Origin of the sequence: Paraburkholderia ginsengisoli NBRC 100965, from assembly GCF_000739735.1 — a bacterium.
GTDB classification, from domain to species: domain Bacteria; phylum Pseudomonadota; class Gammaproteobacteria; order Burkholderiales; family Burkholderiaceae; genus Paraburkholderia; species Paraburkholderia ginsengisoli.
Genome location: NZ_BBJF01000008.1, coordinates 47,493 through 71,181, shown reverse-complemented (window position 1 = coordinate 71,181; position 23,689 = coordinate 47,493). Strand labels below are relative to the sequence as shown.

Here is a 23,689-nt window from a genome sequence, read left to right as displayed (position 1 = left end):
CCATCGCTTTGCAGCACCGCTATCAGGCCAGCGCTCCTACCGCTTTCAGCAAATGCTCGCGCGCCGCATCGAGATTAGTCGCGCTTGTTTTCACAGACAGCTTGTCGCGTGCTTTCTCGCCCAGAAAGTATGCGACCCGCTCAGCATTCGCCGGGCTTGGATGGGGAATCCCATGGAGAACACGTTCCTTCTGCATAAAGCCCCGCTCGGTAAGCCACGTGACACCTTCGGATGCGGCGCTTCCTAGCGGCAGGAACACCGCATCAGGCATTGACCTCGCCATCTCACCGAAATGTTCTTTCATTTGCATGCGCAACAGCGGGTCTTTCAGGGGTCTAGGGGTGGTGCCGGAGTAGTTCTCTCCGTTGCAGAAAACTGGATACTGAAATAGCGACGATGTCTGCAGCAGGTCCGATGCGTCGCCAAAGAGTTCTTCGGTCGAGCTCAGGCCCAGCCAACGATGCAGGCCGATGTGGTCCATGAGTGCAATGAGCTTCGGGCGCATTCGTCCCGAGAATGCGCCCACATGCTTGGCACGGCGCAGCACATCGGGCATGGGCAGGCCCGCGACCAGAGCGCGCTGCGCTTCGACCAACGCATTGTTGGCCTGCACTTTCCCTGGCGTGATGCCGACGAAGACCACCTTTGCTGCTGGGTTCACCCATTCGAACGGCGCGTAGTACACCTCCAGTTCGCCGCTCCGAAACATGCGCAGAGATGGCGACAACGGGTCGCCTTGATAGCCCCGGATTGCCGATTCGTATTTCTCGAAAAGCTTGGAATTCATTTTAGTGTTGGTCCGTATATTTGTTCTAAGGCTGTGCAGCTATGCGCAATCCATTTCAGCGCTCGCATCCGGTAGATGACCGCGATGAACCTGTCGAGTACGCAAAATATCCGTTACAGGACGGGGACTGAAACGTAGAGGTCGAGGCGGAATGGCAGCCAGGTCGAATATGCTGTGGTCTCGTGTCGACCGTGTTTCGGCCTGCCCGACAGTCAAATATCACACAGATACAATACCGTCGACAACATGCGTGGACAGGCGCCGAGGCGATGCCGACGATATTTTCGTCCGCACGCACCGCCTTGCACTTCATGGTTTTGAGGGTATATCAGGCCACGAAACGTTAGCCGCATAGGACGCTATGGCACTCGATAACTACGACTGGTTGAAAATCGCGACGTCATCGGCGGTCATTGGCTCAGCGATGGGCGCGATAATCAACGGTCTGTGCGCGAGAGGCAAAGACAAGCGTGAGCGCGACCGGGAATCGTACCTGGCTGCTTTGTTAGCAGTTGAAGACCTCGAAACCTGCGTGCGCAGCTGCGTACAGATGATTTACACCGACGACGAGGTGCAACAGGAGGCCGGCCGCCGCGGCAACTACGACCCGCTGGGCCCGGTCGAACTTCCCCTTTCTCGTATTCAAAAGACATCCAGTGGAAGTGGTTGCCCACAGACGTAGCAGCGCAGCTTCGAGAGTTTCCCAATGCATACAAGGAAACCGTGCACCACATCCGGAACAGTTCCGAATTCGGTGACCCTTCGGCACGTGCGATGACATAATTCTCGGCCGCGCGTCTGGGCGAGCAAGCGTGGAAGCTCGCGGCCACGGTCCGAGAGCGTTTGGGGCTCCCGCCTGCGCAAGTGCATCAGCATGGGGAAAACTCATTGAAAACGCCACGGGACCGCATTCTGGAATATGACCAATACGTCCAAAGTCGCAAGTCAGCTCCATCTATCTGGTCCGCCGCTACAGCAGTGAGCACATCGCCGCCAGAATCGGGCAGCGCAACCACCTGACCCTTGTGCGTTGAATCTCGTGCGGAGTGCCTGCAGTGAGCATGCGGCACGGTTGCCATTGTTGCGGGCGCGCGAATACTACCGAAGCAAACTGCACTAACAGGTAGATTTTTCGTTTAAGCGCACACATAATCGCTCAAAAGGTCAGACCTGCCTGCGCCAGTGTGCGACGAGTGAACAGAATCGGGATTTTCGTAGAACGTCTTAATAAGCCCGGTTCCACGGTCACATAGACCGCACGAGAACAGTCGTATCTGGACAATACATGTAGATTGGGGGCTTCGTGATACAAACCGATTTCGGGACTTTCGATGGCACGAGCTGGGAGCGCTTGTGCCAGTCGGCGTTCAAATTGAAATACGGACCGTCATATCAGCACATGCCAGCTTCGCCTGGCGACTTTGGAATCGAAGGTTGGACGAAGGACGGTCTCGCTTTCCAATGCTACTGTCCAGAACGGCACTACACGCAGGAAGAGCTCTACGACAACATCCGCGACAAGATTACGCGCGACGTTGGCAAGCTCAAATCCTATGCGCAACAGATAGCTGACCGCATCGGCTCCACGAGGATTCGCAACTGGCTGTTTGTGACGCCAACGATAAACGACAACGAGCTCCACAAGCACGCGCGGAAGAAGGAACAGGATGCCCGGAAGTGGGAGCTCACCATCCTCACCGAAGACTTCAACATCTCGCTTCTGGACGCCGACTACTACTCCAGCGAGTTCGAGCAATGCAGGCGTAACGCGGGGACTGCGCTGCAGCTTGGCCCGGCGGTAGAGAAGTCGATTGCCTTGCCGGAAGCTCCCGAGGAGTACGACAAGCTCATCGCCCGAAAGAATCGCATGCGCCTCAAATCGCGGCAGGCCAGCCCGACGTTTGAAGCCGAGCTGTTGGATTTCAACAGGATTGTCCAAGGCAAGTTCCTTCGTTGTGACCACCACCTCGCGACCATAGAACGGACGTCGCCCCAAGCCTTCGCACAAGTCATTCGCATCATCGGCCTCTACGCTGACGAGATGCAAGAGCTCAAGTATTTCTGGACGGGTGAGCCGAACGAACTGGTGGAAGCGGTCAAAGCCGAACTCGGCAACCGGCTTGAGAAAGAGCTCGGAGGTGTTGTCAGTTTGAGCGACGCGCGCACTCTTGCAGACCTCGTCGTAGCGCGCTGGCTTGCTGTATGCCAGCTTGACTTCTCGGAGCCGGCCCAATAATGGCATTCCTCGAGTTCAACGTTCGCCCCTCATCCGTACTTCCTGACCATCGACCGCTCTTCAAGATTACGCAGCTTCTGCTCGTCCTGTTGCTCGCGTCGCGCGGGCGCAAGTCCAGCCTCGTCAGGCTGCAGTTGTTCAACTGGGTCTTGAAAGACGACGCACGACGGGAAAAGCTCATTCGTGCCGCCAAGAGCCAGGAAATCGATTTTCCGGCTTGGGGCCTCGACCCGACCGTACAGACGGCGATGACTTTGGCCGCGGCAGATGGGCTCATCGACGCGACCGCCAAGACGGTGGTGCTGACGGACAAGGGCAGCTCATTCTGCCAGCGAGCTTTGGACGAACAGCTTTACGACGATGACGCCGCCTTCCTGCGCGGCCTCAAGACGTCTATTACCGAAAAAATGGTCGACAGTATCGTGGAGAAGTGGGTCTAGTATGCTCATCCGTGGAATTGAAATTCGAATCATCAGCGATGGTGAGTCCTTCGGCTTTCGTACACCGTTCAAGCCAGGCCTAAACATCATCAAAGGTCGTAACTCATCAGGGAAAAGTACCTTGGTGAACACCTTGATGTACGGTCTCGGGTTTGAAGAACTGGTTGGCGTAAAAGGTGAGCGCGCCTTGACATCGGCCGTGCGCGACAGCTTCCAGTTCGACGGCAAGACGCGAGTCATCAGCCAGTCCGCAGTCCTGGTGGAGGTCGAAAACGACTCAGGGAAGGTCGTTACGTTCCGGCGCCCTATCCGGAACGAAAGCAAACAGACGAGACTCATCGAAGCATTTGACGGCGCTCTGGTCACGAAGCCCGATGATGCTGTTGGCGAGCCCACGCCGCTCTTCCTGCACGACCCGGGTGCCGCGCAGTACGAGCGCGGGTTTCTGCGCTACCTCGAGACCTTTCTCGGCATGCAGTTGCCTCGCGTGCAATCCTCGGTGGGCGGCCTCACCCGGCTGTATCCCCAAGTCGTCGCCGCAGCGCTGTTCATCGAACAGAAGCGCGGCTGGACCGACTACATCGCGAACATCCCGTTCTATCAAATCCTGGGTGCGCCAACCCGAGTTGTTCAGTACCTACTTGGCCTCGACAACTTCAAGCTCGAGGCGGAGCGAGCGCTCAACGAGCAGCTCATCAATCAACTGCAGGCCCGATGGACGGACAATCTCTCTGAGCTGCAGGCTGCTCTGCGCATGGTGGGCGTAACCGCTCAGGGTATCCCCAAGACTCTCCACAGGTCGTTTGAGCCAAGCCACGCGACCCTTTGGGTGAGAATCGAGTCGGAGAACGTTGCTGTATCGCAAGCTGTGTCGAGTAAGACGGAGCAGTGGCACGCAATCGAGCGCCGCCGAAAAATAGGCCCGGCCTCGGCGACCCCGGATGTCATCGACCTGTTGAATGAGCAGACCGCCAAGTTGGACATGCTCATGGCGCGCTATGAGACGCTGTCGAGTGAAGGCCGCCTGCGACAGAACACCTTGGTCGAGTTTCGGCAGCTCCTCCAACAGGCGGAGTCCGACCTTCGCAAGAACAAGACAACCCGGAAGCTGCACGACCTGGGAGCCAGCCTCCAGCTTCAATCTGCCGAAGGCAAGTGCCCAACTTGCGGTGCCAACATCGAGAACACTCTGCTGCCTCACACGGACGGGGTGACACCGATGGATTTGCAGCACAACATCGATTACCTCGAAGCGCAGCTGCGCATGCTCAAAGGGCAGATTGCCGGTTTGGAGAATATGGGCGAACAATCCGCGGGCCACATCGCAGCGTTGGAGAGCGAGATAGCGCAGCAGCGAGCCTACGTCGTAAATCTTAGGAAAAACATCTCGCAGTCGGACGCAACACTCGAAGCCGACGTCAGGAAGCAGATAAATCTGGAGCAAGATATTCGTTCGCTGCAGAGTGCGGAGTCCCGTCTATCGACCTTCCTTGAGCGTGCGGAAGGTCTTATAGACAAGCTTGTCGGCGCCGAGGAGGAACAGAAGAAGTTTCCAAGCGACCTGTACAGCAAGCGAGACCGCGTCAAGATTTCAGTTTTCGAAAAGAACTTTCGCGCAAACGCATCGGCGTTTAACTACACGAGCGCCGACATCCCGGAGGTCCAAATCAATGCAGGGACTTTGCTTCCGGCATTGGGTGACATCACGCTGCGCGAAGTTTTGAAGCGCAACGTCAAATCCGAATCATCTGCGAGTGACTTTGTCAGGCTTATCTGGGCATTCCTGCTCGCGGTGTATCAGACGTCGTCTACACGGGACTACGCAGGCAATCACCCAAGCGTGTTGATGTTCGATGAGCCGGGCCAGCATTCGATGAGCGAGACGAGCCAGAAGGCACTTGTGAACCTTATGAGCGGACTAAAGCAGCTGCAGAGCATACTTGCCGCGTCATTTGATGAAAGCGTCGCAGTTTTCGACCGCGTGACTGAAGGCAGCCACTTTCACCTTATCGAGTTGCCAGAGAAGTTCATTGGCCCGATGCGACACGACGGTGCAATGTAGCCATATCGAGTGGCGGCGCCGGCGACGTCCGGCGCGGCGGATTTACTCAGTGAGGCGCCGAGGAACGATGATGAAAACTTGCCTGCCGGCCTGGGGCCGAAGCTTGATAGTGGGAGCCAAATGAGATGCCTATCGACTTGTTCGCCGACTTGGGCAAGCCTGATAGCGAACTCCATCCGCAGTTCCTGTCATTGCGGGATGCACTAGGCTACGCTCCGGCACGTCAACTTATCAAGCAACTACAAGCGGAGTTCTCCGACCCAGACGGCAATTTCGTCGAGCAGTTTCAGACGTTCGGCTTGGATGCCCGTACCTTCGAGTTCTTCCTCTCGGTGATGCTGAAGGACGCTGGCCACGAGTTGGATAGAAGCTTTGACCGTCCTGATTTTCTAATCACCAAGGATGGCCTGACCGCGGCTGTCGAGGCAGTGACAGCAAATCCTCAGGGAAACGGCGTCATCCAACCCTACGAGGCAGTCCCAGACCCTAGGACGCTTCAGGACGCGATGGAGAACCTGGAACACACGATTCCCATCAGGTTGGGAAGCCCGCTATTCACAAAGCTCAAGAAGAAATACTGGGAGCTACCTCAGGTCGCGGACAAGCCACTTATTCTAGCGATTCAGGATTTTCACGCGGCCGGAGCGCTTGCGACTTCCGATGTACCGTTGCTTCGGTACCTTTACGGTATGGGACAGACCTGGTGGCATGACGAAGATGGAAATCTCGTCATCGAAGGCCACAACGTGGAAGAGCATCGGCAAGGCGACAAGCGCATACCATCTGGCTTCTTCCGGCAGGAGGACGCCGAGCACATATCGGCTGTGTTGTTCTGCAACACGGGAACCATCCCCAAGTTCAACCGCATGGGTCACCAAGGCGCGTACATGGCGAGGGGTGTTCGGATGCTTCGATGGGGCTCCTGCTACCGGCACGACCCCAACGCGGCCGCTCCCCGGCCATTCGTCTACGAGGTGGGCGATAAAAAGGGGCCCATTGAAACTTGGCGGCAGGGGACGGTCCTGATTCGCAACCCGGATGCGCTCCACCCATTGCCCGACAATTGGTTTGGCGCGGCGATTGAGCACAAATTGGTGGATGGTGAAGTGAGGTCCATGCCCGTTGAGACCTTCTTGCCGTTTTATTCGACCACGAATATCTTGATGAACGCTTCGCTTGGTGACGTGAGAAAAATGGCGGAAGGAATTTATCGTTCGCTCACCGCTGTACTACCCCCGTGAGCATCTGCCGACGGTTATGACGTGCGCCCCCAACACGGTGACTATTGCCACGTGCGGATGGCCTCGCGCTATCCGTGCGAGTCGACCCACGCGCGCGCCCACGATAATCCGACGCTCTGCGCTTCTTCCTCCGCGTCAAAGACGCCGAGAACTCCGGAGGCCTCTACGAACTTGCGGTCCCGCGTAATCGTCCCGCTCGCGGCGTACCGCTCGGGAGCGAGAACTTCTTCCTGCTGCTCAATGGCGTGGCCCCATATCACGTAACCTTTATAGGTAGCCTGCTGCATAGTGTTTGTGCTCCTCTGCGGGTGCTTCGACTTGTCAGCCGTCAAACATCGTCGAAATGAATTGTTCCGCTTCTTCACGGCTTACGTGCTCGAACGGCGCCGCATGATAGGCGTACAAAAATTTTGTGCCCTCGCGTTCTATCATCTTAACGACGAGCCGGAACAGCGAGCCCGCTGGATATTGTTGGCGCATGGAACGACTGCACTCGACTTTGAGGTTTGTGTCGAACCCTTGCCCGGGAAGCGGCCTCACGCGCAAGCCTGCCGACGAAGGTTCGCCGTAGGGTTTGTACGTCTCAACGATGATTTCCATTCAATCGTTCCATCAGGTGGGCGCCAGTCGACGCTCAGCTCGGTGAGAAACGCAACTCCAGCTGCCAACATAATGACCACCGCTTTCGCTGCCTTAGCGGCTGCTTTTTTTGCAGAAACAAGGCATGCTTTCTCGAAGGCCTCGAGTGGGGCGATGAGCAAGTGCAAAACAAGGAGGCATTTTTCATGGTCGGTTCGAGCATCAAGCTCCCGGCAGTTTCCTTCGAGACGATAAGGACACTGATTCCAGCTGTTCTGCACGAAGTCAAATCGTACAACCTTCCACGCGTGTGCATGCAGCTGGGCATTCAGCCGTCCGTTGGACCAGGCGACGAAGCAGAGGCGCACGGTAGCAAAAGGTCCTATGTCAGCATGAGAATCGCTGACTTGAGCGAAGACGCGCTCGTCGAGCTTGCGCGGAAGGTGCTTCACAAATATCCGGATGAGAGCTTGATGGAAGCGCTCGTCGAGCTGACGGAGCATAGTCAGCACCGCGTAAGCAAGCTTGTTCGCGGCGACGTCCTCAAAGTTCTGAATCGGTTTGATTCGCTGTTCGGTGACTCTCCGGTCCTGGAAAGCCTAGAGGAGGTTTTTGGCGCTGCGGCGTTACGCGACGGTGGGTCGGTGTGGCTGGATAACTCCAGCCTAGATGCTCAGATAGACCAGCACTACCTCCGCAACCCTGATTGGACCAGTGAGGAGATGCTCATTGAATGCGGCGCGTTGACGTGCTCTCAGTTTCGCTTCTTCGCTTTACTTGAAAAACTTGTCCATCCGATGACCCGGCGCGATGCTGAACAGGCCGAGTTGGCCGCCGCAATCAGCGACGCGTTGAAGCGAGACGGCTTCACACTGAAACAGACTTCTGTCGAGTCCAAGTATCCTATTTACAGTGTCGTTCGCGCTCTGGCGGGCGTGGCCGGAACGATGAAGAATCTGATTTTTGCGTCGACCGGACAGAAACCGGAATTGGTCTTTCGCGACGCCTTAAACAATGACGTCGAAATCACGAAGCACGCGGACAAGGTGCTCGTCTACGACCAGCCGCTTCCCAGCTCGGGGATGCTTTTATGGAGCGACCTTCGCGATTGGTACGCTGACATTCATGGTGTAGACGAAACCGAAGGCTCGAAGATTTTGTACACGCGTTTGCGCGATTCCGTCATCGGCGCCGACTCGCCCGGCGAATACGCGATTTTTCACGGCTACTACAAACGCTTCAGCAAACTACTCAATGAGCGACTCCCGGCTCTAATTCCGCAGGTCTACCTGCACTACGACCCGTACACGCGCCGTGAGCGAGGCGATGAGAAATTCTTGGCGCGGCAGCGCATGGACTTCCTTCTCATGCTTGAGCAAGGCGTCCGCATTGTTATTGAGATAGATGGGCGCCATCACTACGCAGTGAAAGACCAAAGCGCTCCCGAGCGCTACATCGCTAACGCACAACTCTATGCCGAGATGGCGATGGAAGACCGGCGGCTTCGGCTGATGGGTTACGAGGTGTATCGCTTCGGCGGATATGAATTCCGTGACGTGGACCTTGCCGGAAATCCGAAGGTCGGTCCAGAAGCAGAGCGCCGCGTAGCTGAGTTTTTCGAACGATTGCTCGCGCGGCACGGGGTTCGATAGGCGCCGGCGCGAACGCGGACTTGAGGTTGATGTCAGGTCAGAATCAGTAATCCGGGTTCACTTCTCCGAAGTCGACCTCAAATCTCGTAGGCACGATTTCGATTTCGACGAGTTCGGGCTCACCGTCCTCGAAATCCTCGAAGGTGTACAGCACCTCGATGCTTACCGTAACCTCGCGCTCAGCACGTCCGTGCCCGATGCGCACCATGTCTCTATCGATACCGTCTCTCATAGAAAACGAAAATGCGCCAACCAGTCCAAGATTGACGGTGACGATGCCTTGAACGGTCAGCACATCGTTGACATAGCCAACTGGGTTCAGGACTGGGCGCCCGTCTTTCGATTCAAACTCTGCGTCGACGACGTGCTCGTCTTCCATCTCAGCATCGAAATAGAACGACGAGCTAGCTTCCGGAATTATGTTGAGGTCGTGGACGTTGTTCGCGATGGTGCTGGTAAGCTGCTCGAGGAAGTCCGGATACGCGCCTTCCTGAATTCGTTGGGCAACGGTGTCGGTCAGCTTCCGGGTATGCTCATTTCGTTCTTGGACAAGCGTCAGGGCAGCTCCGAGGTCGTCTATAGCCGCGAGGCGCTCCGCCGTCTCGCAATACGAAATACATCCCTTGTCCCTCGTGACAAAAAGGACTGACGTCTTTTGCTTCGTGGCCCACGACCCAAGCGAGAGAAGGGTAATCGCGTCTGGAAACTCGCTTTTCTTGTCTTTAGTAGATTCGAAAGGTGCTTTCTGGTCGAAATACAATGCGATTAGCTTGTCGACCTCAAGATGCTCTTGGGCGCCAGCAATTTCTGCCTTACACCGCTCGAGAAACGCCGAAAGCCTGGCCTTTGATGCGGCGTTGAAGTCTGCGTCGCCCACAACATCCCTTAGCAACTGTTTCCTCTTCTCCTCCGGAAGGGCCCAGTGATTAACTGAGTCTGCAAGTCCCTTCTGTAGCGACGAACGCGCCTCTTCAGTCTTTTTTGCCAGATGCCCGCGAATCTCCTTCAAGGTCATTTCGGAAAACACCAATCGGAACCCCGATGCCGCCAGGCTCTCGAGCTGCTTCAATTGCCCATGTTCGAGACGCAAATTTGCGGCGTCAAAAATACAAGTGTCTACGGAAATGGCTCGAATTGTTCCATCAAGGATGTTGGCTCGAATGTCGTCGGGTTGCATTTTTAGCGTAAGAGAATACAGAAAGACCGACAGTTTATGACAGCAGCCGGATGGAATCGCTATGGCGTCACGCCGCGAGCTTGTGCTCGTAATACGGCCGGTCCCTGTCATCGAGGATGGCATACATCGCGTCTAGGCTTGATGCTTGCGGATTCAGCCACGTTTCGATGTTCTCGGGCTTGATTGGAATGATGCAGCGGTCATGGCCGGCCGCTTCAATCTCTGGCGGCGGCTCGTCGGTGACCCGTCACATCCGCGGCAGAAGTGCCGGTCCCGCACGCTGCCGTCGACTCGCCAGCCGTTCGCGGCGTTGGGTGTGCTTGGCGCGCCGTCGGAGGGCGAAGACATCGTCGCCGACTACAACTCGATGAGCCTCACACTCGGTCAGCATCCGCTTTCGCAACTGCGGCCGGTGCTGCTCGAGCAGCGTCTCGTGCCGGCCGCGCCGCTCATGTCTTACCACAGCGGCTGGCTCGCGCGCAGCTGTGGACTTGGTGACCGTTCGTCAGCGACTAGGGACCGCACAGGGCGTGATGTATGTGACCATCTAGGACGAGACGGGCAGCGTGAAGGTAATTGTCCGGCCGTCAATCCAGGAACGATTCCGACAGGAAACGCTGTGAGCGTCACTTCTTGCCATGTATGGGCCGTTGCAGTGCGAGGTCAAGGTCCGCCACCTAGTTGCCCAGCGGCTTGTCGACCTATCGCATCTCCTTGGCGGCCTTACCGCTGTCAGTCGTAACCATCCAAAAAACTACGTTCTTCGATTCCAGTGGTACGATTTGAACTTGAGCCGACCCAGTTGAAGAGGGCAAACCGGAGCATTTTTTGCGTCTCGCGAGTTCGCGGGTCCGCATATTGGTCCAACGGGAAATACTGTATAAAATAACAGGTATCACTCTGAGGGGCTGTCATGTCCAGCTATATCTTCGTCTCCCCGGGTTCGGACCCAGGCGCAGGTTTGCCTCTTGTTGACCCGATTCTGACAGCGGCAAAGCCGACCATGGGCACCTGTCGACCAGATTTAAGGCGTATGGTCACACCGGGCGACCACATATTCGTCATCAGCGGAAGCCGAGGCTTGCGGCATCAGCAGTATGTGATTGGGGGAATGGAGATTGATGAAAAGCTCGAGGACCAATTGGAGGCGTTGCGGCGCCTTCCCCAGAATGCGTTGAGATTCGTCGGTGAGCAGAAAGAGGGCAATATTATTGCCTTGCCGAGTGGCGTTCAGCACCCCCGTGACACCCACTCTGGATTCGACCGTCGAATCAAGAACTACGTCATCGGTAAAAACGCGGTAGTGCTACAGACTCCGGCGGAAGTGACCCTCGGCCGGCAACGCTCTGTCGAAATTCTATCTGAGATTTTCGACCGAAAAGGCGACAGAGTGCAGCACATAGTCGGGCGGAATCGGAAGCTCACTGATGTTCAAACCGAGCGGTTGATTGAGGCGCTGAAGGAAATCAAACGTGAGGCAGTGTCGTGATTGACATCACCGACTACTTGGTGAGCCGGCGATTATCTGTCGAGAAAGCTGCTGCCAAGTCGGGACTGTCTCGCGAAAGATTCGAGGAAGTTGCTCGCGGCTCTAAGGCGTCTCTTAAGGAAGTTCGCCTAATCGCAAATGCACTCAATCTACCGGTTTCGAGCTTGCTTGACCGACGAGGCCTCGAGCCAGTTCAACTTTTGTTCAGACAGACGCTCGCACAGCGTTCCCCGGATGTGTCATCGCAGGCGGATATTGTTTCGGCGCAGATTCGAGACGTTCTGCCTATCGCCGAAGATTTGGATGCGGACCTGAACTGGTTGGACGTTTTTTCAGGTCTGTCAGCTACGCTTCAGAACGCTGAGGCTTTTGCGCAGCTGTTCCGCCGGTCCTTTGCATACATCGACGAATTGGAGCCGTTGCCGGACTTGCCTGTCATTTTGAACAGGCTGGGAGTGGTGTTGCTTTATTCCCGCGACCCAAGCATCGAGGGAGTCTCAGCTATCGTCAATGGTCACGCGTTTATCGTATTAGCTGCGAGGCGCTTTCAGCCGCGGGCTCTGTTCACCATAGCCCATGAACTGGGACATATTGTTGGCCACCACGACAAGCGTGCGAATGGTTATGCGAGCGTGGACAAAGCAGTGGGAGATTTCAACCAGGTAGACCGCGACGAAGAACGGTTCGCGGATGCGTTTGCCGCTGCTCTGCTTTTACCACGATTTGGTGTACTTAGTGCGCTTCGCGACGTTCGGACGGAACTGCAAATAGCACATGCGCCTCTTGGTGCGTTGGAAATCGCGTGGGTTGCCCACTTTTTCAACGTTAGTTTTGAGGTTGCAGCACGGCGCTTCGAATCTCTGGAGTTACTTCCGGATAGAGGTGCACGTGCGCTCTATCAAAAAATTGTAGACGACCATGGTAACCCAGAGAAATATGCTGCCTTGGTCAATGTGCCGCCACGACCGAATCTAAAAGTCGAAACTTCTCCTGCAATAATTCAAGCTGCCGTTGCTCAAATTCGGGAAGGAAGAATATCGCTAGGGAGGGCGGCCGACACGCTCAACGTGCCGGTCTCTACGCTTGTTGTGTCCAACTCCGGCATTGACGCGTGATTGTTATTCTCGACGCGTCTACACTCATCAACCTCGCGAATGGCGGTGTTCTCGCCAAAGTTTTTCGAATACCGGATGTCTGTTTTTGCATTAGCGAGGCCGTCCGGAAGGAATCCAAGACTGTCTCCCGGGAGATTGAAGCCGCAGTTAGTCGCGGGGAAGTGGAGTGGGTTGATGCAGATAGCATCGACGCACATGAATATGAGACTGCACTCGCAACTTGGGGCTTGGGCGCCGGAGAAACCGAGTGTTTTCTCGCCGCCCTCAAGCTACAGTGTGAGGTCGCGTGCGACGATGGTGCTGCTAGAAAAGCCATATCACGGCACCGTCAAGAAATTCGGCTAACTGGCTCTATCGGACTGCTCCGCATGGCGACACGCCTGTCTCATATTTCGAAAGAGGAAGCCTTCGCAGCGTACAAACTCATGAAAGTCCGAGGTGGATTTCTCCCCGAAATCACACTGAGCGAGTTGTAAGTATTCTGAGCGCTCATAGCGTCTCGGGTCGAAGACCTAGCACGTCATTTCTGACAGGATTTGCCGCAGTTCTAGCGAGTGCCTCTTTCGTCGCCAGGAAGGGATTGCTAATAACATTTTTCGCTCGGGACTTCGAACGGAAGCCTTGGCCACATGTATGACAAAGATGGTCGGTGTGCGGAGTGAAAGCGAGCTCGCCAACGTCAAAGTGGGCGGACCTGCAAGCTGGGCATGATAAACACACAATTCGGCCTGTCAGGTGGGGCATCGCGGACTGTGCCATTAGTGTGCGAACTTGCGTTGCGTCCAGTGTTATTCCGTCGATGGTGACTTGCGCATAAGTATCGTCGACCTCCGGAAGGTGGTCGTTGAGTGCCGCGAAGGCGTGAACGTGTATCCCAGTCTCCTCTGGCTGGGTCGGCGTCCACAAAATTGCGGGATTTGAGCCCCAAATCTGCACTCCTCCCGGATAGTCCTTCTGGGAAATCGAAAGGGTCCGGGGAGCAATCAGGCTGCTGCGACGAGCCATTGGTAGCAGCTCACGAAGTCGCGCCAAAGGGTTCCCGATACCTGCAGTGGAATCCGAAAAGTGGCGGCCGCATCCATGGCACTGATGCTTACGGTGTGGATGCACCGCAAACCAATCGCGGTCCAAATGCGGGAAGCCGCACAAGGCGCAATTGACGACGATAGTTTCGAAGCCAAAGACGCTTGAAACCATATAGTTGATGGAATCTATTTCATCCACTTCCAGCCAGCCATCCGATAACAAGTCCAGCGCTAAAGGAAGACGTAACTTTCGGTACGTTCGGTCTATATCTTTTGCGTCCTGCTGCGCGCGACGGGCATGAACGTGGATGCCTCGGTCCATCGGCTGCTTTGTTGTGTCGTACACGGCCGGTACAGAGCCCCAAAGGGCGACACCTCCATCAAAATCTCCGAGGACAAGGTCAAGCTTCTCGTCGGGGCTTGGCTCAATATCGTCGGCACCCACGCACCTGTCGGCCGCAACGCCATACTTCGCGGTCGCATTTGCGTGATGTGCAAGGCACCAGTAACGGTTGCGTCCGTCACGACGCTTTCCAACGGAAACGATATTGCAGTCCATTTAGCTTTCCCCGGTTCAAATCCCACACAAAAGATGGCGGTTTTTCAATCACTCGGAAACTGTCGACTGTCTTAAGGCCGCGCTAATATACTGCGTAAAATGTCAGACACGCCAGAGCCACGCTTGTCTCCGTGAAATGATACGACAGTCTCGAAGCGCAATTCGCTCGGGTTTCTGTGTACTATTAATGCGGAGTATCGAGACACCGGCTTTGCTCGAAAAGCTGAGGGATATGCTCGCGTTGCGCACCCACCACGAGTCTCTTTCCATCATGGCAGCGGTACCGAATATTTATTGCAGGCGGTCGGTTGCCGAAAGCTCGCCAAACAGAAAATCGCCTAAAGCAGGGCTAGGTCCTCTGAGGTGGAAGGTTGCGTCGGATTTCTTAGCGAGTGTGCTCGCTAGCCATCGCTCGCAGCGAATAGAAGTTGCCGCGTGCGCTTCAGGACCCAAGCGACCTCACGTCGAGAGATTTCCCACTCGCCAGCGTCGACCTTCAATCTCACGCCCTTCTCCGCCCGGGTCAACGCCACGTCTGACGACAGGCCCGAGCTCGCAATCTTTCGCGATGCGTACGCGGCTAGCTGGCTAGCAAGGTCCTCGCACGCGTCATAGCGTGCCCACAGTTCCTCCTTCGTGGGACCGCTTTGATAGCGCCCGTCGACTTCGCGAACGAGAAGTTTGGGTTGAACCCCGGTTACAGAGCCTGGGTTCGGCTCTCTAGGAAAATCATCAGGCACGCGTCGCTCTGTCATCTCGTTCTCTATAGCTGTGGCAACTGCCGAGCCGGTGTGACCATCCGACACGCCTCGCATGTCGTGGACCAACGCGCGATTTCGCTCAGCGCACCGGGAACACTTGGCTGGCGAGGTGTACCCGCACTATGCATTTGACTGTGATTTACGAAACCTCACAACTGGGCGTCAAGCATTCTGAGCGTCGCCGCGGCGGCGCCCTCTAAACCGACTCCATGCGACGGTTTCGTGTGCGACTCCCGAAGGTTGATTCGAATGAGCCTCTGCGCCGAGAACCGTTCGCTGAACCGTCGTACCGTCGGTAACGCAATCCCGGCGCCCACTTCCACAACAACAAGCGTCGACACGGAAGAAATCCAGGCTGCGAGTCGCTGCAGCTGTTTCTCATAGGGAAGGCCGACCCAACCCCAGTCGCCAAACATTAGGATATTCGGACGCGCGAGAGCACCACAACGAGGGCAACAGGGCATCGGGCTCTCCAACTCGGAGGTTGTTTCATTGACGAGCGGATGGAAATCTATGGCCGACCACGTATCGTCCGTACAGGTCTCCAGACATTGGAGTGCGTGAATCGACCCATGGCATTCGTGCACACGGTGTTCCTGAAATCCGGCCTTTTGGAACTGTCCATCGACGTTGCTCGTGAACACGAACGCCCCATGACTCATTCGGCCCGCCCATTTGCGCAATATCGCAAAGCCTTCGTGTGGAACAGTCCCGCGGTACAACTTTAGGCGGTGTCCGTAAAAGCCCCACGCAAGCTTCGGTTGCTCCGCAAACCGAACGGGGTTCGCCATGTCCTCGAACGAGAAGCCTTGATGCTGAAGCGCGGGGTACGCTCGCCAGAAACCTTCCTGACCGCGGAAATCAGGAAGGCCCGAGTCGACGCCCATACCGGCGCCAGCTGTGATGAGTAGACCATCTGCTTCTCGCAGCCAGGCGACAGCTTTCTCCCGCTTTTCGTCGTGCGAATCAAGCACTTCTATGCTCCCATTACAATGCGACGACTACCGATGGGCTGAAACGCAGATGCATCAATCTAACGCGCCGCGGAAGCGACGTGTGCGGCAGCTTGCCTTGCAATCGTCCTCATCGTCGAAACCGTCGACGAAATTTGGCCTCGCTGATTACGCGCGGTGTCGTCGCCACGGTTTCATGTCCTCGATGGTCACCCCTTCGACCGGGGATTCCACGGCTCCCGCCAACTCCAGAACCGACTTCGATTTTGCTCGTACCAGGACGTTGCCATCGGGCATGACGTGCCACACCCGCCGCGTGCCCGGCTTCATGCCTAACGCTTTCCTGACCTCGGCAGGCACCGTGGTACTGCCTCTGGTTGTAAGGCGCGATTCAGCCATCTAACTTCCCCTTGGATGTTCGGGTAGCCCACCGGCAGAAGCAGTCTCCGTGAGTGCTACTCTGACACGCGCTAGTGCATTCTCAGGCGATATTCAGACAGGTCGCGCTCGCGATGATTTGAATGCATCGGCGCCGGTTGGCGTACAGCTTCGACGTGGTTTGATGTTGCTGGTCGTCCCAAAACGCGCACTTCAGCACGAACTGGCGACAACGCGCCTTCATGAGCTTGGCCCCCGTTCGTCGGACGTCCACTTTGACAGGTATGCCGTCGGCACAGCAGGAGTAAGCCAAACTCCGTTATCCGACCGCGCGAAAGAGTACCCGTCAGCGTGCATCTGCGCTGCGTCCACCACCAATACCAGTGGTTGGCCGTGGCGAGCTCCTACGCGCGTCGCTGTGTTGACGTCCGTGCTCAGATGGACAGCGTGCCGGGTCCGAGGCGTCAATCCGTCGGCCGCGATACTCTCCCAGTTGCTCCACGCGGTGCCATGATAAAGAACAGCCGGCGGCTCCATATCGGCATATCCGAGGTCCACGCCTATCGAGTGACCCTGTGCCGCTCGTATCCGCAGGCCATCCTGAGATAACGAAAACCGCTGCTTCTCGTTTGTGGCCACGACCGCGAGGATGAGTTCTCTGGTCACTGTCGGCAATGTCCTCAGTCGCTTCGATGCGTTCGCATTGCGCGCAGTACGTTCTATTGCGCGTATCAGTTCATCGACAGACACCCAGCCCTGACGGTCGAGGCGTATGCCGACCATCTCGGGCTCATGGCGCAAAATCTTTGAGAGAAGTCTGCTAACCGCGGCGTGGCCGGCCGCAACGCGTGAATCGGCATTCGTGTTCATGTAGATATACTTCCGCCGGAATGTCCCGAACTTGCAGCGAAGCCAAGCTTTGAATCCTTAGCCAACTGGTTCCGCTCATTCGTTGTCACCTGTTGAAGCTTGGTAGACTTTTTCCGCAGCACGCTGGTGCGCCTGATAGGCCAGCACTGACGCCTTCGTCAGGAATCGGGTGTTCCCAGCTTTGTGGTGAAGCTTGAGTTTGTCTTGCTTGAGCAGCTTCACTACATGTGGACGGGAAACGAATAGGAGCATCGCGGCTTCGGCGGTGGACATGAAATCGTCGGCGTCAGGTGGCGGTGGAATTTTCGCGCTCGTCGACATTGTGGCTCTCCGAATAGGTTGCTGCGGCTGGCTACGCACGTAGGTACCACTCCCCAGAGCCGTAAATCCTGTTCCGTGTATCAGTGTCACGCTTGTAGCCGAGCTCCTTCACGAAGCCCAGCGACCGCAGCACTTCGCGGGCACGCATGATGTCGCGCCTATCGGCCCAGTCGCGCGTGTAGACACAGATGACGTGCCCATCGTGACCCATGCTGCGCAGAGCGGTGGACACCTTGGCACACATCAGCTGGTCGTTCTCGATTGCGTGGCTGATTTTGCTCCACTCCTCGTCCACGTCGGTGGTGCTCACAAAGATGCACCATTTACCTGTCGCATCGGTAGAGACAATATCGTGGTGGCTCGGAGCTTTCTTGTAGTGCCAGTTGCAACTCAAGTCTTTAGAAGGCTTGTCCGATTTCCTGAACAATCGTTCTTCCACGCCAATTTCTTCCTTCATGGGAGCCTCCTCAGTCTCGCGCATCTTTCGTATCAATCCGTTTTGCTGAGCCTCGCGCGACATTGTTCCAGTTCCTTGCTGAGCTCACGTATTCGCGATTGCATGCCCGCCGCTTGTTTCAGCAACTGCGCGACTTCATGCCAGTAGGCATATCCCAAGTCCCCGTCCTCTAAGCCCAGCTCATAGAACTTACGAAGCGCAATCTCAAGGTCGATATGGTTGTCCAGACTCATCTCCTCTTCTTTCAAGGCGCAGTGGTTCTCCTTCTGAGCTGGCTGCCGTTTGAACAAGAGTCCTTCATTTATGTATCTATTCTTGATGCGCAGCGCAATCCATGTGAGGACGAATCCGCATGCCGTTACAGCCAGCAGCATTGGATTCTCGAGAGCGAATTCCCAGATTGCCTTCATGTCACTCAAGCATCTAACTAGCTCGACGTTGACGTCGGTCACCTCAGCGCTCAATGGATTCCGCGGCGACGCGCAACACCCGTTTCCTATCGCCGTAGAAGAGTGCCTGCAACGGTGTCAGGTCAGCTAACTCGCTCCTGGGTGTAGTGAAGAAGTTCCACTTGCTCCAGCCGGCCATGGCATGGAGCGTTTGCACAACCTTTGCTAGGTCCTTTCGGCGAATCTGCTCAACAAGGAAGAATGCCGGGAAATAACGTTCATCGTCGATGTCGACACTGAAGATGCGATGAGCGGCGACTTCTTTATCGACTTTCTGAGGGGTGAAGCCTATGGCTGCGCAGAAATGAGACTTGTGCAGTAGTTTTGCGTTGGCAACGAGGCGTCGCGGCGTCGCACCCGGCTGATTTGCACGGAGGTCCTCCCGCCGTTGAGTGCTTTCTTCGAGAATCGAACGTTGGTCTATGTCTAACACTGTGGCTAGCCCAGCAACTCGCACAAGCGCACGTTTGAAGCGGCGCCCGAGTTCGGCATCTGGAATCTCAAAAAGTGCTCGAGCCGCGACCGGGTCAAACAGAGTCACCGCAATCGCGGCGCTCCGCAAAAGCTCCATCGCGCGGGCATCGTGGGACGGAGGTTCAGGTGTTGAGTTGCTTCGACGGCGCGGCATGGCACCCTCGCTCGGGTTATTCGTCAGTGCATTTGGGATACAGGGGAACCACGCGGGTGCACGCTGTAAGTTCTCCCGAGCACCCGACAGTCGGATGCGCCCAGACTCCAGGCAACGCGGACGCTGACGCGTCCAACTCGACATCCAGTGGGTAGTGCCTCAGCAGACCAATCGCGACCGATTGCACCAGACCGCGAATTGTGACCTCTTCTGCATTGCTAAGCACTTGAAGAAAATTCCGCACATCGACCACAGCTTTCGTGCGTTCGGCTGGCGTTGTCATGTCTTTCCCTCCACGAACATACCGGATGGGTGCTTACAAAATGTACTGACTGCGGACTCGTTACAGCGGTCGAAGTCGAAGCCGACAAGCCGGCCGCGTGCTGACGTCGACAATGACCGCCTCCGAGTGCATGTACCCGACAGTCGACTCCACCCCGACTGATACACATACGACCGAGCGCGGCAACCTCTGAGACCTCAACTTAGCCAAACCGCCCCACGCGAACCGACGCGGTCGAAGGGTGACCGGGGGGGGCAAAAAAAGAGATTCAAATGCGTCCGTTTTTATTTTAGGAAAGAAAATCGGGATGGCAAGAAAATGGTTATGCGACGCTCCTACGAGCGTTCAGTAGCGGCGGAGCGGCCGACCGCAATCAGGTCGCGGTAATCAATGTAGAGGTCGAGGCTCGAGCTGCCGAGCGCGAGAATGCTCTGGAGGAACTCGGGCAGGGAGATGTTGCCTTGGTCAATGTGCGAGGCCAGCGTCTTCTCGCTCAGACTGGCGCCGAGTTGCACCATGCGCTGCGCTAGGTCATCGACCGACACGGTGGGATGTCGAGATAGTTCAGCTTCGAGAACCGCTGTGGCACGGGCCTGCCAGCTATCGGAGCGGGAAAAAGCATCTAGCCAAAGTTGGGGTATCACGGAGTGCGTGACATGCAGAATCTGTAGCAACATGGACAGCTTCACTCGACCACGCGTCACGCGAAGCGCCAGTGACCGCTCGCTCTCATTGACATCCACGGCACGTAGCGCCGTTGCGAGTTCGGCATATCCCATCCCCTTTCGCGCCAGAATGACGCGCACTACTCGCGCGGCCATATCCGCCCAACAGGTGTCGACGTGGCTCACAAGGCTCCTTGCAATCGTGCGATGCCGGACTAAACTAAACTGAAGTAAAAGTCACCAAACGTCGCGTCGCATTGAGCTATATCAAACCGGCGCGTGGCGGAAAAAGAAAGGTGACTTCGAACGATTGTACTGTGCGCCGGCTCTTCAAGAAGAACGAGAAAATGAGCGAGCGAACTGAGAGGACGGCCAAGAAAGTGTTTGGCATCGTCAACAACGGGCGCTGGTACGAACGAGGGGAAGAAAAACAAGACAGCCGCGGAAGGCAGATTTGGCGCCTAAACGCTACAGGCGTGCGTAACCGCGCACAAAAGTTGCTGTGCGACGTCTCTGACTGTACAATGTGCGGCTAATTTACCGTTTAATAGCCGATTTGTCAACTGACGGTCCCCAGGCAAGGCGCCGCTGGCGCCAGCTATCTTTCGGAGGAAAGGAAATGAGGCGCCACCATTTCAGGATTCGGAGGTTGTAGCGCTGATTCAAGGTTACAAATAAAAACGGGGCAAAGAGGTTCGAGTCTCTTTGCCCCGCTTCCGGCGGACCCAAGAGAGTCCTGCCGCAACTTCGTGCGCGCGTAATCTCTCACATTGGGTTCGTGTTGTCAACCCCTGCCTGCTCACTTTTGCAGGCCCACGGGGGGAGAAAACTCGCCCCTGTCCTTTGTGTGGGAATCGCATGAACGCATCTTTCGACGATGGTGTAGTCGGCGCGCGGCCGACGCCATCCAGCCCATCTGCCTCTTCCGGCAAGTCTTGTAACGAACGTGCGGGCAACCAGGCTGCTAATGCTTCGCTTCTGGCTGCGACTTTCAGCCGGTCTGGTCTGGGCACATCTCCGCTGTCCATCCGATTCACTCAGGGCGTCGTCCCGTGGAGCGCATCGTGATGGCGACCATTCACGGCGTCGTCGACGAGGTTCTCGATGCAGCCCCGCTTGATGGTCGGCGACACAATCCGGCTCTCGACTACACGCCCGTCTGGCGAAGCCGCTTCGACGCGTTAAAACAATTGACGTTCGACCCTGCGCGCGCAAAGTCTGGGTTGATGGAATCGGACGGGTTTCCTAACTTCCCGACGGACGCTCAAGTCCGTCTGCTCTATGAGGTCATCACGAACATCACTCATAGCCGACTTGAGCGGAATCCGGCTGCCCCTTCGTTCCAGACCACGCTTTACGATGCGTCCAGCTTCATCGCGGACTCAGAAGACGTACATGGACGGCGGCAAAATTCTCCCGTGGTCGCTGTTCCGACAGCAGGCGGACAAGGTGTCTGGGTATCGATACCCGCAGGGCACGGTGAGGAGGCGGTGGTACGCGCAATGGAGCGCTGCATCGGAACTAGCGCCCATCGTTTTTACGTCGGCTCCAGCGCCGGCGGCCAGTTCGACATAAGCATCGTCAAGTCCTTAACCGTCCCATTTCCCAGTACCGGTTCGCCTCGAACCTTCGTCGATACGTTTCTGAAGAAAATGGATACCGCAGTGAATGACGGGTCCTCCACATATCGGACAGGCCCGTTTCGCCGCGACCCGGACGACGTCGCAAACGCCATGAGTAGCTTGGCAATACAGCATAACCTTGGCGCACTCCTCGTTCCGAATCTGACACGCAAGGCCGTGAAAGGGGATGCCGGAGGAGTGCTGCTTGGGACGCTCGCCCGATTCACAGAGTTTTCTGGTATTCCAGTTGTTTGCTTCGCGACGACAGCAGCAACGACTGCATTGCAGGTTCACGGAAACACAGCGCAACCGCTGCGACGGTTCTCGGTTTCTATCCCGGCCCTTCGACTCGACGAGGACCAGTGGTTTTTCTTGGCGGACCATCTCTGGGAGAACTACTTCGCCTACAGATTCCTCCACCCCATGCCCGACTGGTTTCCAGCAGAACTCTGGCGACATACCTTGGGACTGGTCGAGCCTGCAACGAGGCTTGCCGCGTATGCGTACACCATTGGTGAAATTGCACCCGAAGCCGAACTCAGCGTGAATCTGCTTGAAGCTTATGCGCGCGTTGCCCTAGAACTTGATGTCGGGATGCTTACGTCGTTGCGTTTTCTCGCAAGTGGCCAGGTGCCAGCCCGCAATTTCGGCTTCAGGTCTGACCACGCGGACTCGTTCCCTCTGCAAGATAACCAGATGAACGCACTGGTGTTTGATGGGGAAACCGTCTCAACAGCGCTCGCACTTCTGGGGGGCAAAACGTGACGCGCTTGATGCTGTTCCCTGCGGTACCTCGTGAGAGTGCCACCAGCATAGCTGCGATGGTCGCGCAAACGACCGGGTCTAGGGAGGCGAAAGAGGTTAGTCGCGTTGGCAACCGACGCGGGCTGCTCTTGTACAGCACCCTCCCATGTCGCGCTCAGCGCTTTTGCGCAATCACCGAGAACGTCTATGGTGACGCTATGGCGGTACTCGCCAAGCACACGTTACTCGCCTATGGTGCCTGTGGGATGTCGCGTGAGATGGCAGAATCCGCGACCCGCAATATTGCTCTTGGCGTCGCATCGCGGACGATGTTTCCCAGGCTTGCGCCAGGCGTCGAGTCCGGAAACCGCTTCGGATTGCGTTGTCCAGAATGCACGCTTGAATTGGCAGTCGGTCGGTCCCGGCGCGTGTCCCTCTGTGCTCACTGCATTCCTTATGTAACCCGCTGCCCTTGGCATGCCTGCAGTCTGGTCTGCGACCAGGAATGCAGTGCTCTCGAGATGCTCATGTGGAAAACAGGCGACTTCGCGTGCGCCGCCAATTCACTTCGATACGCTCAGCTCTCGTGCGCTGTGAGCGAAGTTGTGCCGAACGAGCCAATCTGGCCCAAAACCTTCGGCATGTTGCATGAAAAGGGGTATGTCACCGAGAGCGGCAGGCTTCGGATGGAGCAGCTTCACACCGACCTCCAAAAGCTATTCTCCGCGGGCTTCGAAGACGAAAGGCTGTCGCATCTCGTGAGCGACCGCGGGGCGCTCGACCGATGCTTCCGAGCTGCGTGGAGAACTGACCGCGCGGCACCTGCGCCAATCCTCGTGCTTCTGTATCAGACGGCATGCGACATAGACGAGATTGCCCGACGCCCCCCGCGACATTCGGCCGAGTCTACGACGTCATTGGTGGACTGCTCGCGGCGTGACAACATGCGAACGCGGTGGGTCGCGCACATGAGCCTTCATCCTGAGATGACGCGAACCCAACTGCGCAAGTCCATGCCTTCGGTATGGATGTGGCTGCGTCGACACGACGGAGTCTGGCTTCGCGCCAACCAGGCTCCTCCCTGTCGCCCCTTGGGGAGACGGGTCCGTCGGGAACTGCCAGCCTTCGTAGTTCGCGCCATCTCAGAGAGCACTGTCGACCGGCGCGCTCATACCGGCGGTCGCGAACCGCTTCCG

24 protein-coding genes and 1 pseudogene are annotated in these 23,689 nt (G+C 56.7%); 10 read left to right on the top strand and 15 right to left on the bottom strand.

All coding sequences use genetic code 11. From position 1 onward, the window contains the following. Positions 1-22 precede the first annotated feature (22 nt). The gene (locus tag BGI01S_RS16245) at positions 23-787 is read right to left on the bottom strand and encodes a hypothetical protein (protein ID WP_042326987.1); all 765 of its coding nucleotides are present in this window, start codon (positions 785-787) and stop codon (positions 23-25) included. A gap of 361 nt (positions 788-1,148) precedes the next feature. On the opposite strand from BGI01S_RS16245, the gene BGI01S_RS16240 reads away from it, so the two are divergent. The 5 genes from BGI01S_RS16240 (at position 1,149) to BGI01S_RS16220 (ending at position 6,766) form a co-directional block, all read left to right on the top strand. Further along, positions 1,149-1,469, top strand: coding sequence for a hypothetical protein (locus tag BGI01S_RS16240; RefSeq protein ID WP_042326986.1), 321 nt, complete (start codon positions 1,149-1,151; stop codon positions 1,467-1,469). Between the two features lie 621 nt (positions 1,470-2,090). Then, a complete protein-coding gene (locus BGI01S_RS16235) occupies positions 2,091-3,023 on the top strand; it encodes a hypothetical protein (RefSeq protein ID WP_042326985.1) in 933 nt (310 codons plus the stop codon). After that, the gene (locus tag BGI01S_RS16230; protein ID WP_042326984.1) at positions 3,023-3,463 is read left to right on the top strand and encodes a hypothetical protein; all 441 of its coding nucleotides are present in this window, start codon (positions 3,023-3,025) and stop codon (positions 3,461-3,463) included. Before BGI01S_RS16235 ends, BGI01S_RS16230 begins: the two co-directional genes overlap by 1 nt. 1 nt (position 3,464) lies before the next feature. Beyond that, positions 3,465-5,525 (top strand): AAA family ATPase, encoded by a 2,061-nt coding sequence (locus BGI01S_RS16225; RefSeq protein WP_042326983.1) that lies wholly within the window; start codon positions 3,465-3,467, stop codon positions 5,523-5,525. Positions 5,526-5,650: 125 nt separating this feature from the next. Continuing rightward, positions 5,651-6,766, top strand: coding sequence for a hypothetical protein (locus BGI01S_RS16220; RefSeq protein ID WP_052400487.1), 1,116 nt, complete (start codon positions 5,651-5,653; stop codon positions 6,764-6,766). A gap of 68 nt (positions 6,767-6,834) precedes the next feature. On the opposite strand, the gene BGI01S_RS31110 is transcribed toward BGI01S_RS16220, so the two are convergent. Next, positions 6,835-7,053, bottom strand: coding sequence for a hypothetical protein (locus tag BGI01S_RS31110; RefSeq protein ID WP_042326982.1), 219 nt, complete (start codon positions 7,051-7,053; stop codon positions 6,835-6,837). A 34-nt stretch (positions 7,054-7,087) separates the two neighbouring features. Then, entirely contained in the window at positions 7,088-7,366 is a 279-nt protein-coding gene (locus BGI01S_RS16210) for a hypothetical protein (RefSeq protein WP_052400486.1), read from the bottom strand. 185 nt (positions 7,367-7,551) lie between these two features. Here BGI01S_RS16210 and BGI01S_RS16205 point away from each other — a divergent pair, with 185 nt between their 5' ends. Beyond that, the gene (locus tag BGI01S_RS16205; protein ID WP_042326981.1) at positions 7,552-8,997 is read left to right on the top strand and encodes an AbiJ-related protein; all 1,446 of its coding nucleotides are present in this window, start codon (positions 7,552-7,554) and stop codon (positions 8,995-8,997) included. Between the two features lie 43 nt (positions 8,998-9,040). On the opposite strand, the gene BGI01S_RS16200 is transcribed toward BGI01S_RS16205, so the two are convergent. Together BGI01S_RS16200 and BGI01S_RS31460 are read right to left on the bottom strand one after the other, a co-directional pair. Then, complete coding sequence (locus BGI01S_RS16200) at positions 9,041-10,174, bottom strand: PIN domain-containing protein (RefSeq protein ID WP_167335657.1); 1,134 nt, start codon at positions 10,172-10,174, stop codon at positions 9,041-9,043. 67 nt (positions 10,175-10,241) lie between these two features. Beyond that, positions 10,242-10,418: pseudogene (locus tag BGI01S_RS31460) on the bottom strand (SOS response-associated peptidase family protein); the annotation flags it as partial. A 669-nt stretch (positions 10,419-11,087) separates the two neighbouring features. Here BGI01S_RS31460 and BGI01S_RS16195 point away from each other — a divergent pair. Genes BGI01S_RS16195 through BGI01S_RS16185 form a run of 3 tightly spaced genes read left to right on the top strand, consistent with a single transcriptional unit; the run spans position 11,088 to position 13,254 of the window. Then, positions 11,088-11,663: a hypothetical protein gene (locus BGI01S_RS16195; RefSeq protein WP_157004198.1), complete on the top strand. Its 576-nt coding sequence runs from the start codon at positions 11,088-11,090 to the stop codon at positions 11,661-11,663. Further along, entirely contained in the window at positions 11,660-12,778 is a 1,119-nt protein-coding gene (locus BGI01S_RS16190) for an ImmA/IrrE family metallo-endopeptidase (protein WP_042326978.1), read from the top strand. Before BGI01S_RS16195 ends, BGI01S_RS16190 begins: the two co-directional genes overlap by 4 nt. Continuing rightward, positions 12,775-13,254, top strand: a complete 480-nt coding sequence (locus BGI01S_RS16185; RefSeq protein ID WP_042326977.1) for a hypothetical protein — start codon at positions 12,775-12,777, stop codon at positions 13,252-13,254. Before BGI01S_RS16190 ends, BGI01S_RS16185 begins: the two co-directional genes overlap by 4 nt. Before the next feature lie 13 nt (positions 13,255-13,267). Here the strand turns inward: BGI01S_RS16185 and BGI01S_RS29610 are convergent, their stop codons facing one another. From BGI01S_RS29610 to BGI01S_RS16140, 10 genes are all read right to left on the bottom strand, one after another. After that, on the bottom strand, positions 13,268-14,362 hold the full coding sequence (locus BGI01S_RS29610) for a hypothetical protein (RefSeq protein WP_232624329.1): 1,095 nt from the start codon (positions 14,360-14,362) through the stop codon (positions 13,268-13,270). Positions 14,363-15,272: 910 nt separating this feature from the next. After that, on the bottom strand, positions 15,273-16,010 hold the full coding sequence (locus BGI01S_RS16175) for an SIR2 family NAD-dependent protein deacylase (RefSeq protein ID WP_232624385.1): 738 nt from the start codon (positions 16,008-16,010) through the stop codon (positions 15,273-15,275). Positions 16,011-16,244: 234 nt separating this feature from the next. Beyond that, the gene (locus BGI01S_RS16170; protein WP_042326975.1) at positions 16,245-16,475 is read right to left on the bottom strand and encodes a type II toxin-antitoxin system PrlF family antitoxin; all 231 of its coding nucleotides are present in this window, start codon (positions 16,473-16,475) and stop codon (positions 16,245-16,247) included. Between the two features lie 219 nt (positions 16,476-16,694). Then, positions 16,695-17,324: an RNA 2'-phosphotransferase gene (locus BGI01S_RS16165; protein WP_042326974.1), complete on the bottom strand. Its 630-nt coding sequence runs from the start codon at positions 17,322-17,324 to the stop codon at positions 16,695-16,697. Between the two features lie 75 nt (positions 17,325-17,399). After that, positions 17,400-17,645 carry a hypothetical protein gene (locus BGI01S_RS16160; RefSeq protein ID WP_042326973.1) on the bottom strand — a complete coding sequence of 82 codons (246 nt, stop codon included), beginning with the start codon at positions 17,643-17,645 and terminating at the stop codon, positions 17,400-17,402. 31 nt (positions 17,646-17,676) lie between these two features. Then, positions 17,677-18,102, bottom strand: coding sequence for a putative phosphothreonine lyase domain-containing protein (locus BGI01S_RS29005; protein WP_167335656.1), 426 nt, complete (start codon positions 18,100-18,102; stop codon positions 17,677-17,679). Between the two features lie 32 nt (positions 18,103-18,134). Further along, on the bottom strand, positions 18,135-18,512 hold the full coding sequence (locus BGI01S_RS31095) for a hypothetical protein (protein WP_232624330.1): 378 nt from the start codon (positions 18,510-18,512) through the stop codon (positions 18,135-18,137). A 43-nt stretch (positions 18,513-18,555) separates the two neighbouring features. Beyond that, entirely contained in the window at positions 18,556-19,179 is a 624-nt protein-coding gene (locus tag BGI01S_RS16145; RefSeq protein ID WP_157004197.1) for a hypothetical protein, read from the bottom strand. 16 nt (positions 19,180-19,195) lie between these two features. Next, a complete protein-coding gene (locus BGI01S_RS31295; protein ID WP_084585388.1) occupies positions 19,196-19,462 on the bottom strand; it encodes a BPSL0761 family protein in 267 nt (88 codons plus the stop codon). Positions 19,463-19,797: 335 nt separating this feature from the next. Then, complete coding sequence (locus BGI01S_RS16140) at positions 19,798-20,313, bottom strand: DUF6471 domain-containing protein (protein WP_157004196.1); 516 nt, start codon at positions 20,311-20,313, stop codon at positions 19,798-19,800. An 866-nt stretch (positions 20,314-21,179) separates the two neighbouring features. Between BGI01S_RS16140 and BGI01S_RS16135 the strand changes: the two genes are divergently transcribed. Next, positions 21,180-22,514: a hypothetical protein gene (locus tag BGI01S_RS16135; RefSeq protein WP_157004195.1), complete on the top strand. Its 1,335-nt coding sequence runs from the start codon at positions 21,180-21,182 to the stop codon at positions 22,512-22,514. Positions 22,515-23,689: the final 1,175 nt, after the last annotated feature.

Excerpts from the sequence above, each read along its gene's own strand:
- BGI01S_RS16245 (WP_042326987.1), bottom strand. The coding sequence starts at position 787 with ATGAATTCCAAGCTTTTCGAGAAATACGAATCGGCAATCCGGGGCTAT.
- BGI01S_RS16240 (WP_042326986.1), top strand. The coding sequence starts at position 1,149 with ATGGCACTCGATAACTACGACTGGTTGAAAATCGCGACGTCATCGGCG.
- BGI01S_RS16230 (WP_042326984.1), top strand. The coding sequence starts at position 3,023 with ATGGCATTCCTCGAGTTCAACGTTCGCCCCTCATCCGTACTTCCTGAC.
- BGI01S_RS16225 (WP_042326983.1), top strand. The coding sequence starts at position 3,465 with ATGCTCATCCGTGGAATTGAAATTCGAATCATCAGCGATGGTGAGTCC.
- BGI01S_RS16220 (WP_052400487.1), top strand. The coding sequence starts at position 5,651 with ATGCCTATCGACTTGTTCGCCGACTTGGGCAAGCCTGATAGCGAACTC.
- BGI01S_RS31110 (WP_042326982.1), bottom strand. The coding sequence starts at position 7,053 with ATGCAGCAGGCTACCTATAAAGGTTACGTGATATGGGGCCACGCCATT.
- BGI01S_RS16210 (WP_052400486.1), bottom strand. The coding sequence starts at position 7,366 with ATGGAAATCATCGTTGAGACGTACAAACCCTACGGCGAACCTTCGTCG.
- BGI01S_RS16205 (WP_042326981.1), top strand. The coding sequence starts at position 7,552 with ATGGTCGGTTCGAGCATCAAGCTCCCGGCAGTTTCCTTCGAGACGATA.
- BGI01S_RS16200 (WP_167335657.1), bottom strand. The coding sequence starts at position 10,174 with ATGCAACCCGACGACATTCGAGCCAACATCCTTGATGGAACAATTCGA.
- BGI01S_RS16195 (WP_157004198.1), top strand. The coding sequence starts at position 11,088 with ATGTCCAGCTATATCTTCGTCTCCCCGGGTTCGGACCCAGGCGCAGGT.
- BGI01S_RS29610 (WP_232624329.1), bottom strand. The coding sequence starts at position 14,362 with ATGGACTGCAATATCGTTTCCGTTGGAAAGCGTCGTGACGGACGCAAC.
- BGI01S_RS16175 (WP_232624385.1), bottom strand. The coding sequence starts at position 16,010 with ATGGGCGTCGACTCGGGCCTTCCTGATTTCCGCGGTCAGGAAGGTTTC.
- BGI01S_RS16170 (WP_042326975.1), bottom strand. The coding sequence starts at position 16,475 with ATGGCTGAATCGCGCCTTACAACCAGAGGCAGTACCACGGTGCCTGCC.
- BGI01S_RS16165 (WP_042326974.1), bottom strand. The coding sequence starts at position 17,324 with ATGAACACGAATGCCGATTCACGCGTTGCGGCCGGCCACGCCGCGGTT.
- BGI01S_RS16160 (WP_042326973.1), bottom strand. The coding sequence starts at position 17,645 with ATGTCGACGAGCGCGAAAATTCCACCGCCACCTGACGCCGACGATTTC.
- BGI01S_RS29005 (WP_167335656.1), bottom strand. The coding sequence starts at position 18,102 with ATGAAGGAAGAAATTGGCGTGGAAGAACGATTGTTCAGGAAATCGGAC.
- BGI01S_RS31095 (WP_232624330.1), bottom strand. The coding sequence starts at position 18,512 with ATGAAGGCAATCTGGGAATTCGCTCTCGAGAATCCAATGCTGCTGGCT.
- BGI01S_RS16145 (WP_157004197.1), bottom strand. The coding sequence starts at position 19,179 with ATGCCGCGCCGTCGAAGCAACTCAACACCTGAACCTCCGTCCCACGAT.
- BGI01S_RS31295 (WP_084585388.1), bottom strand. The coding sequence starts at position 19,462 with ATGACAACGCCAGCCGAACGCACGAAAGCTGTGGTCGATGTGCGGAAT.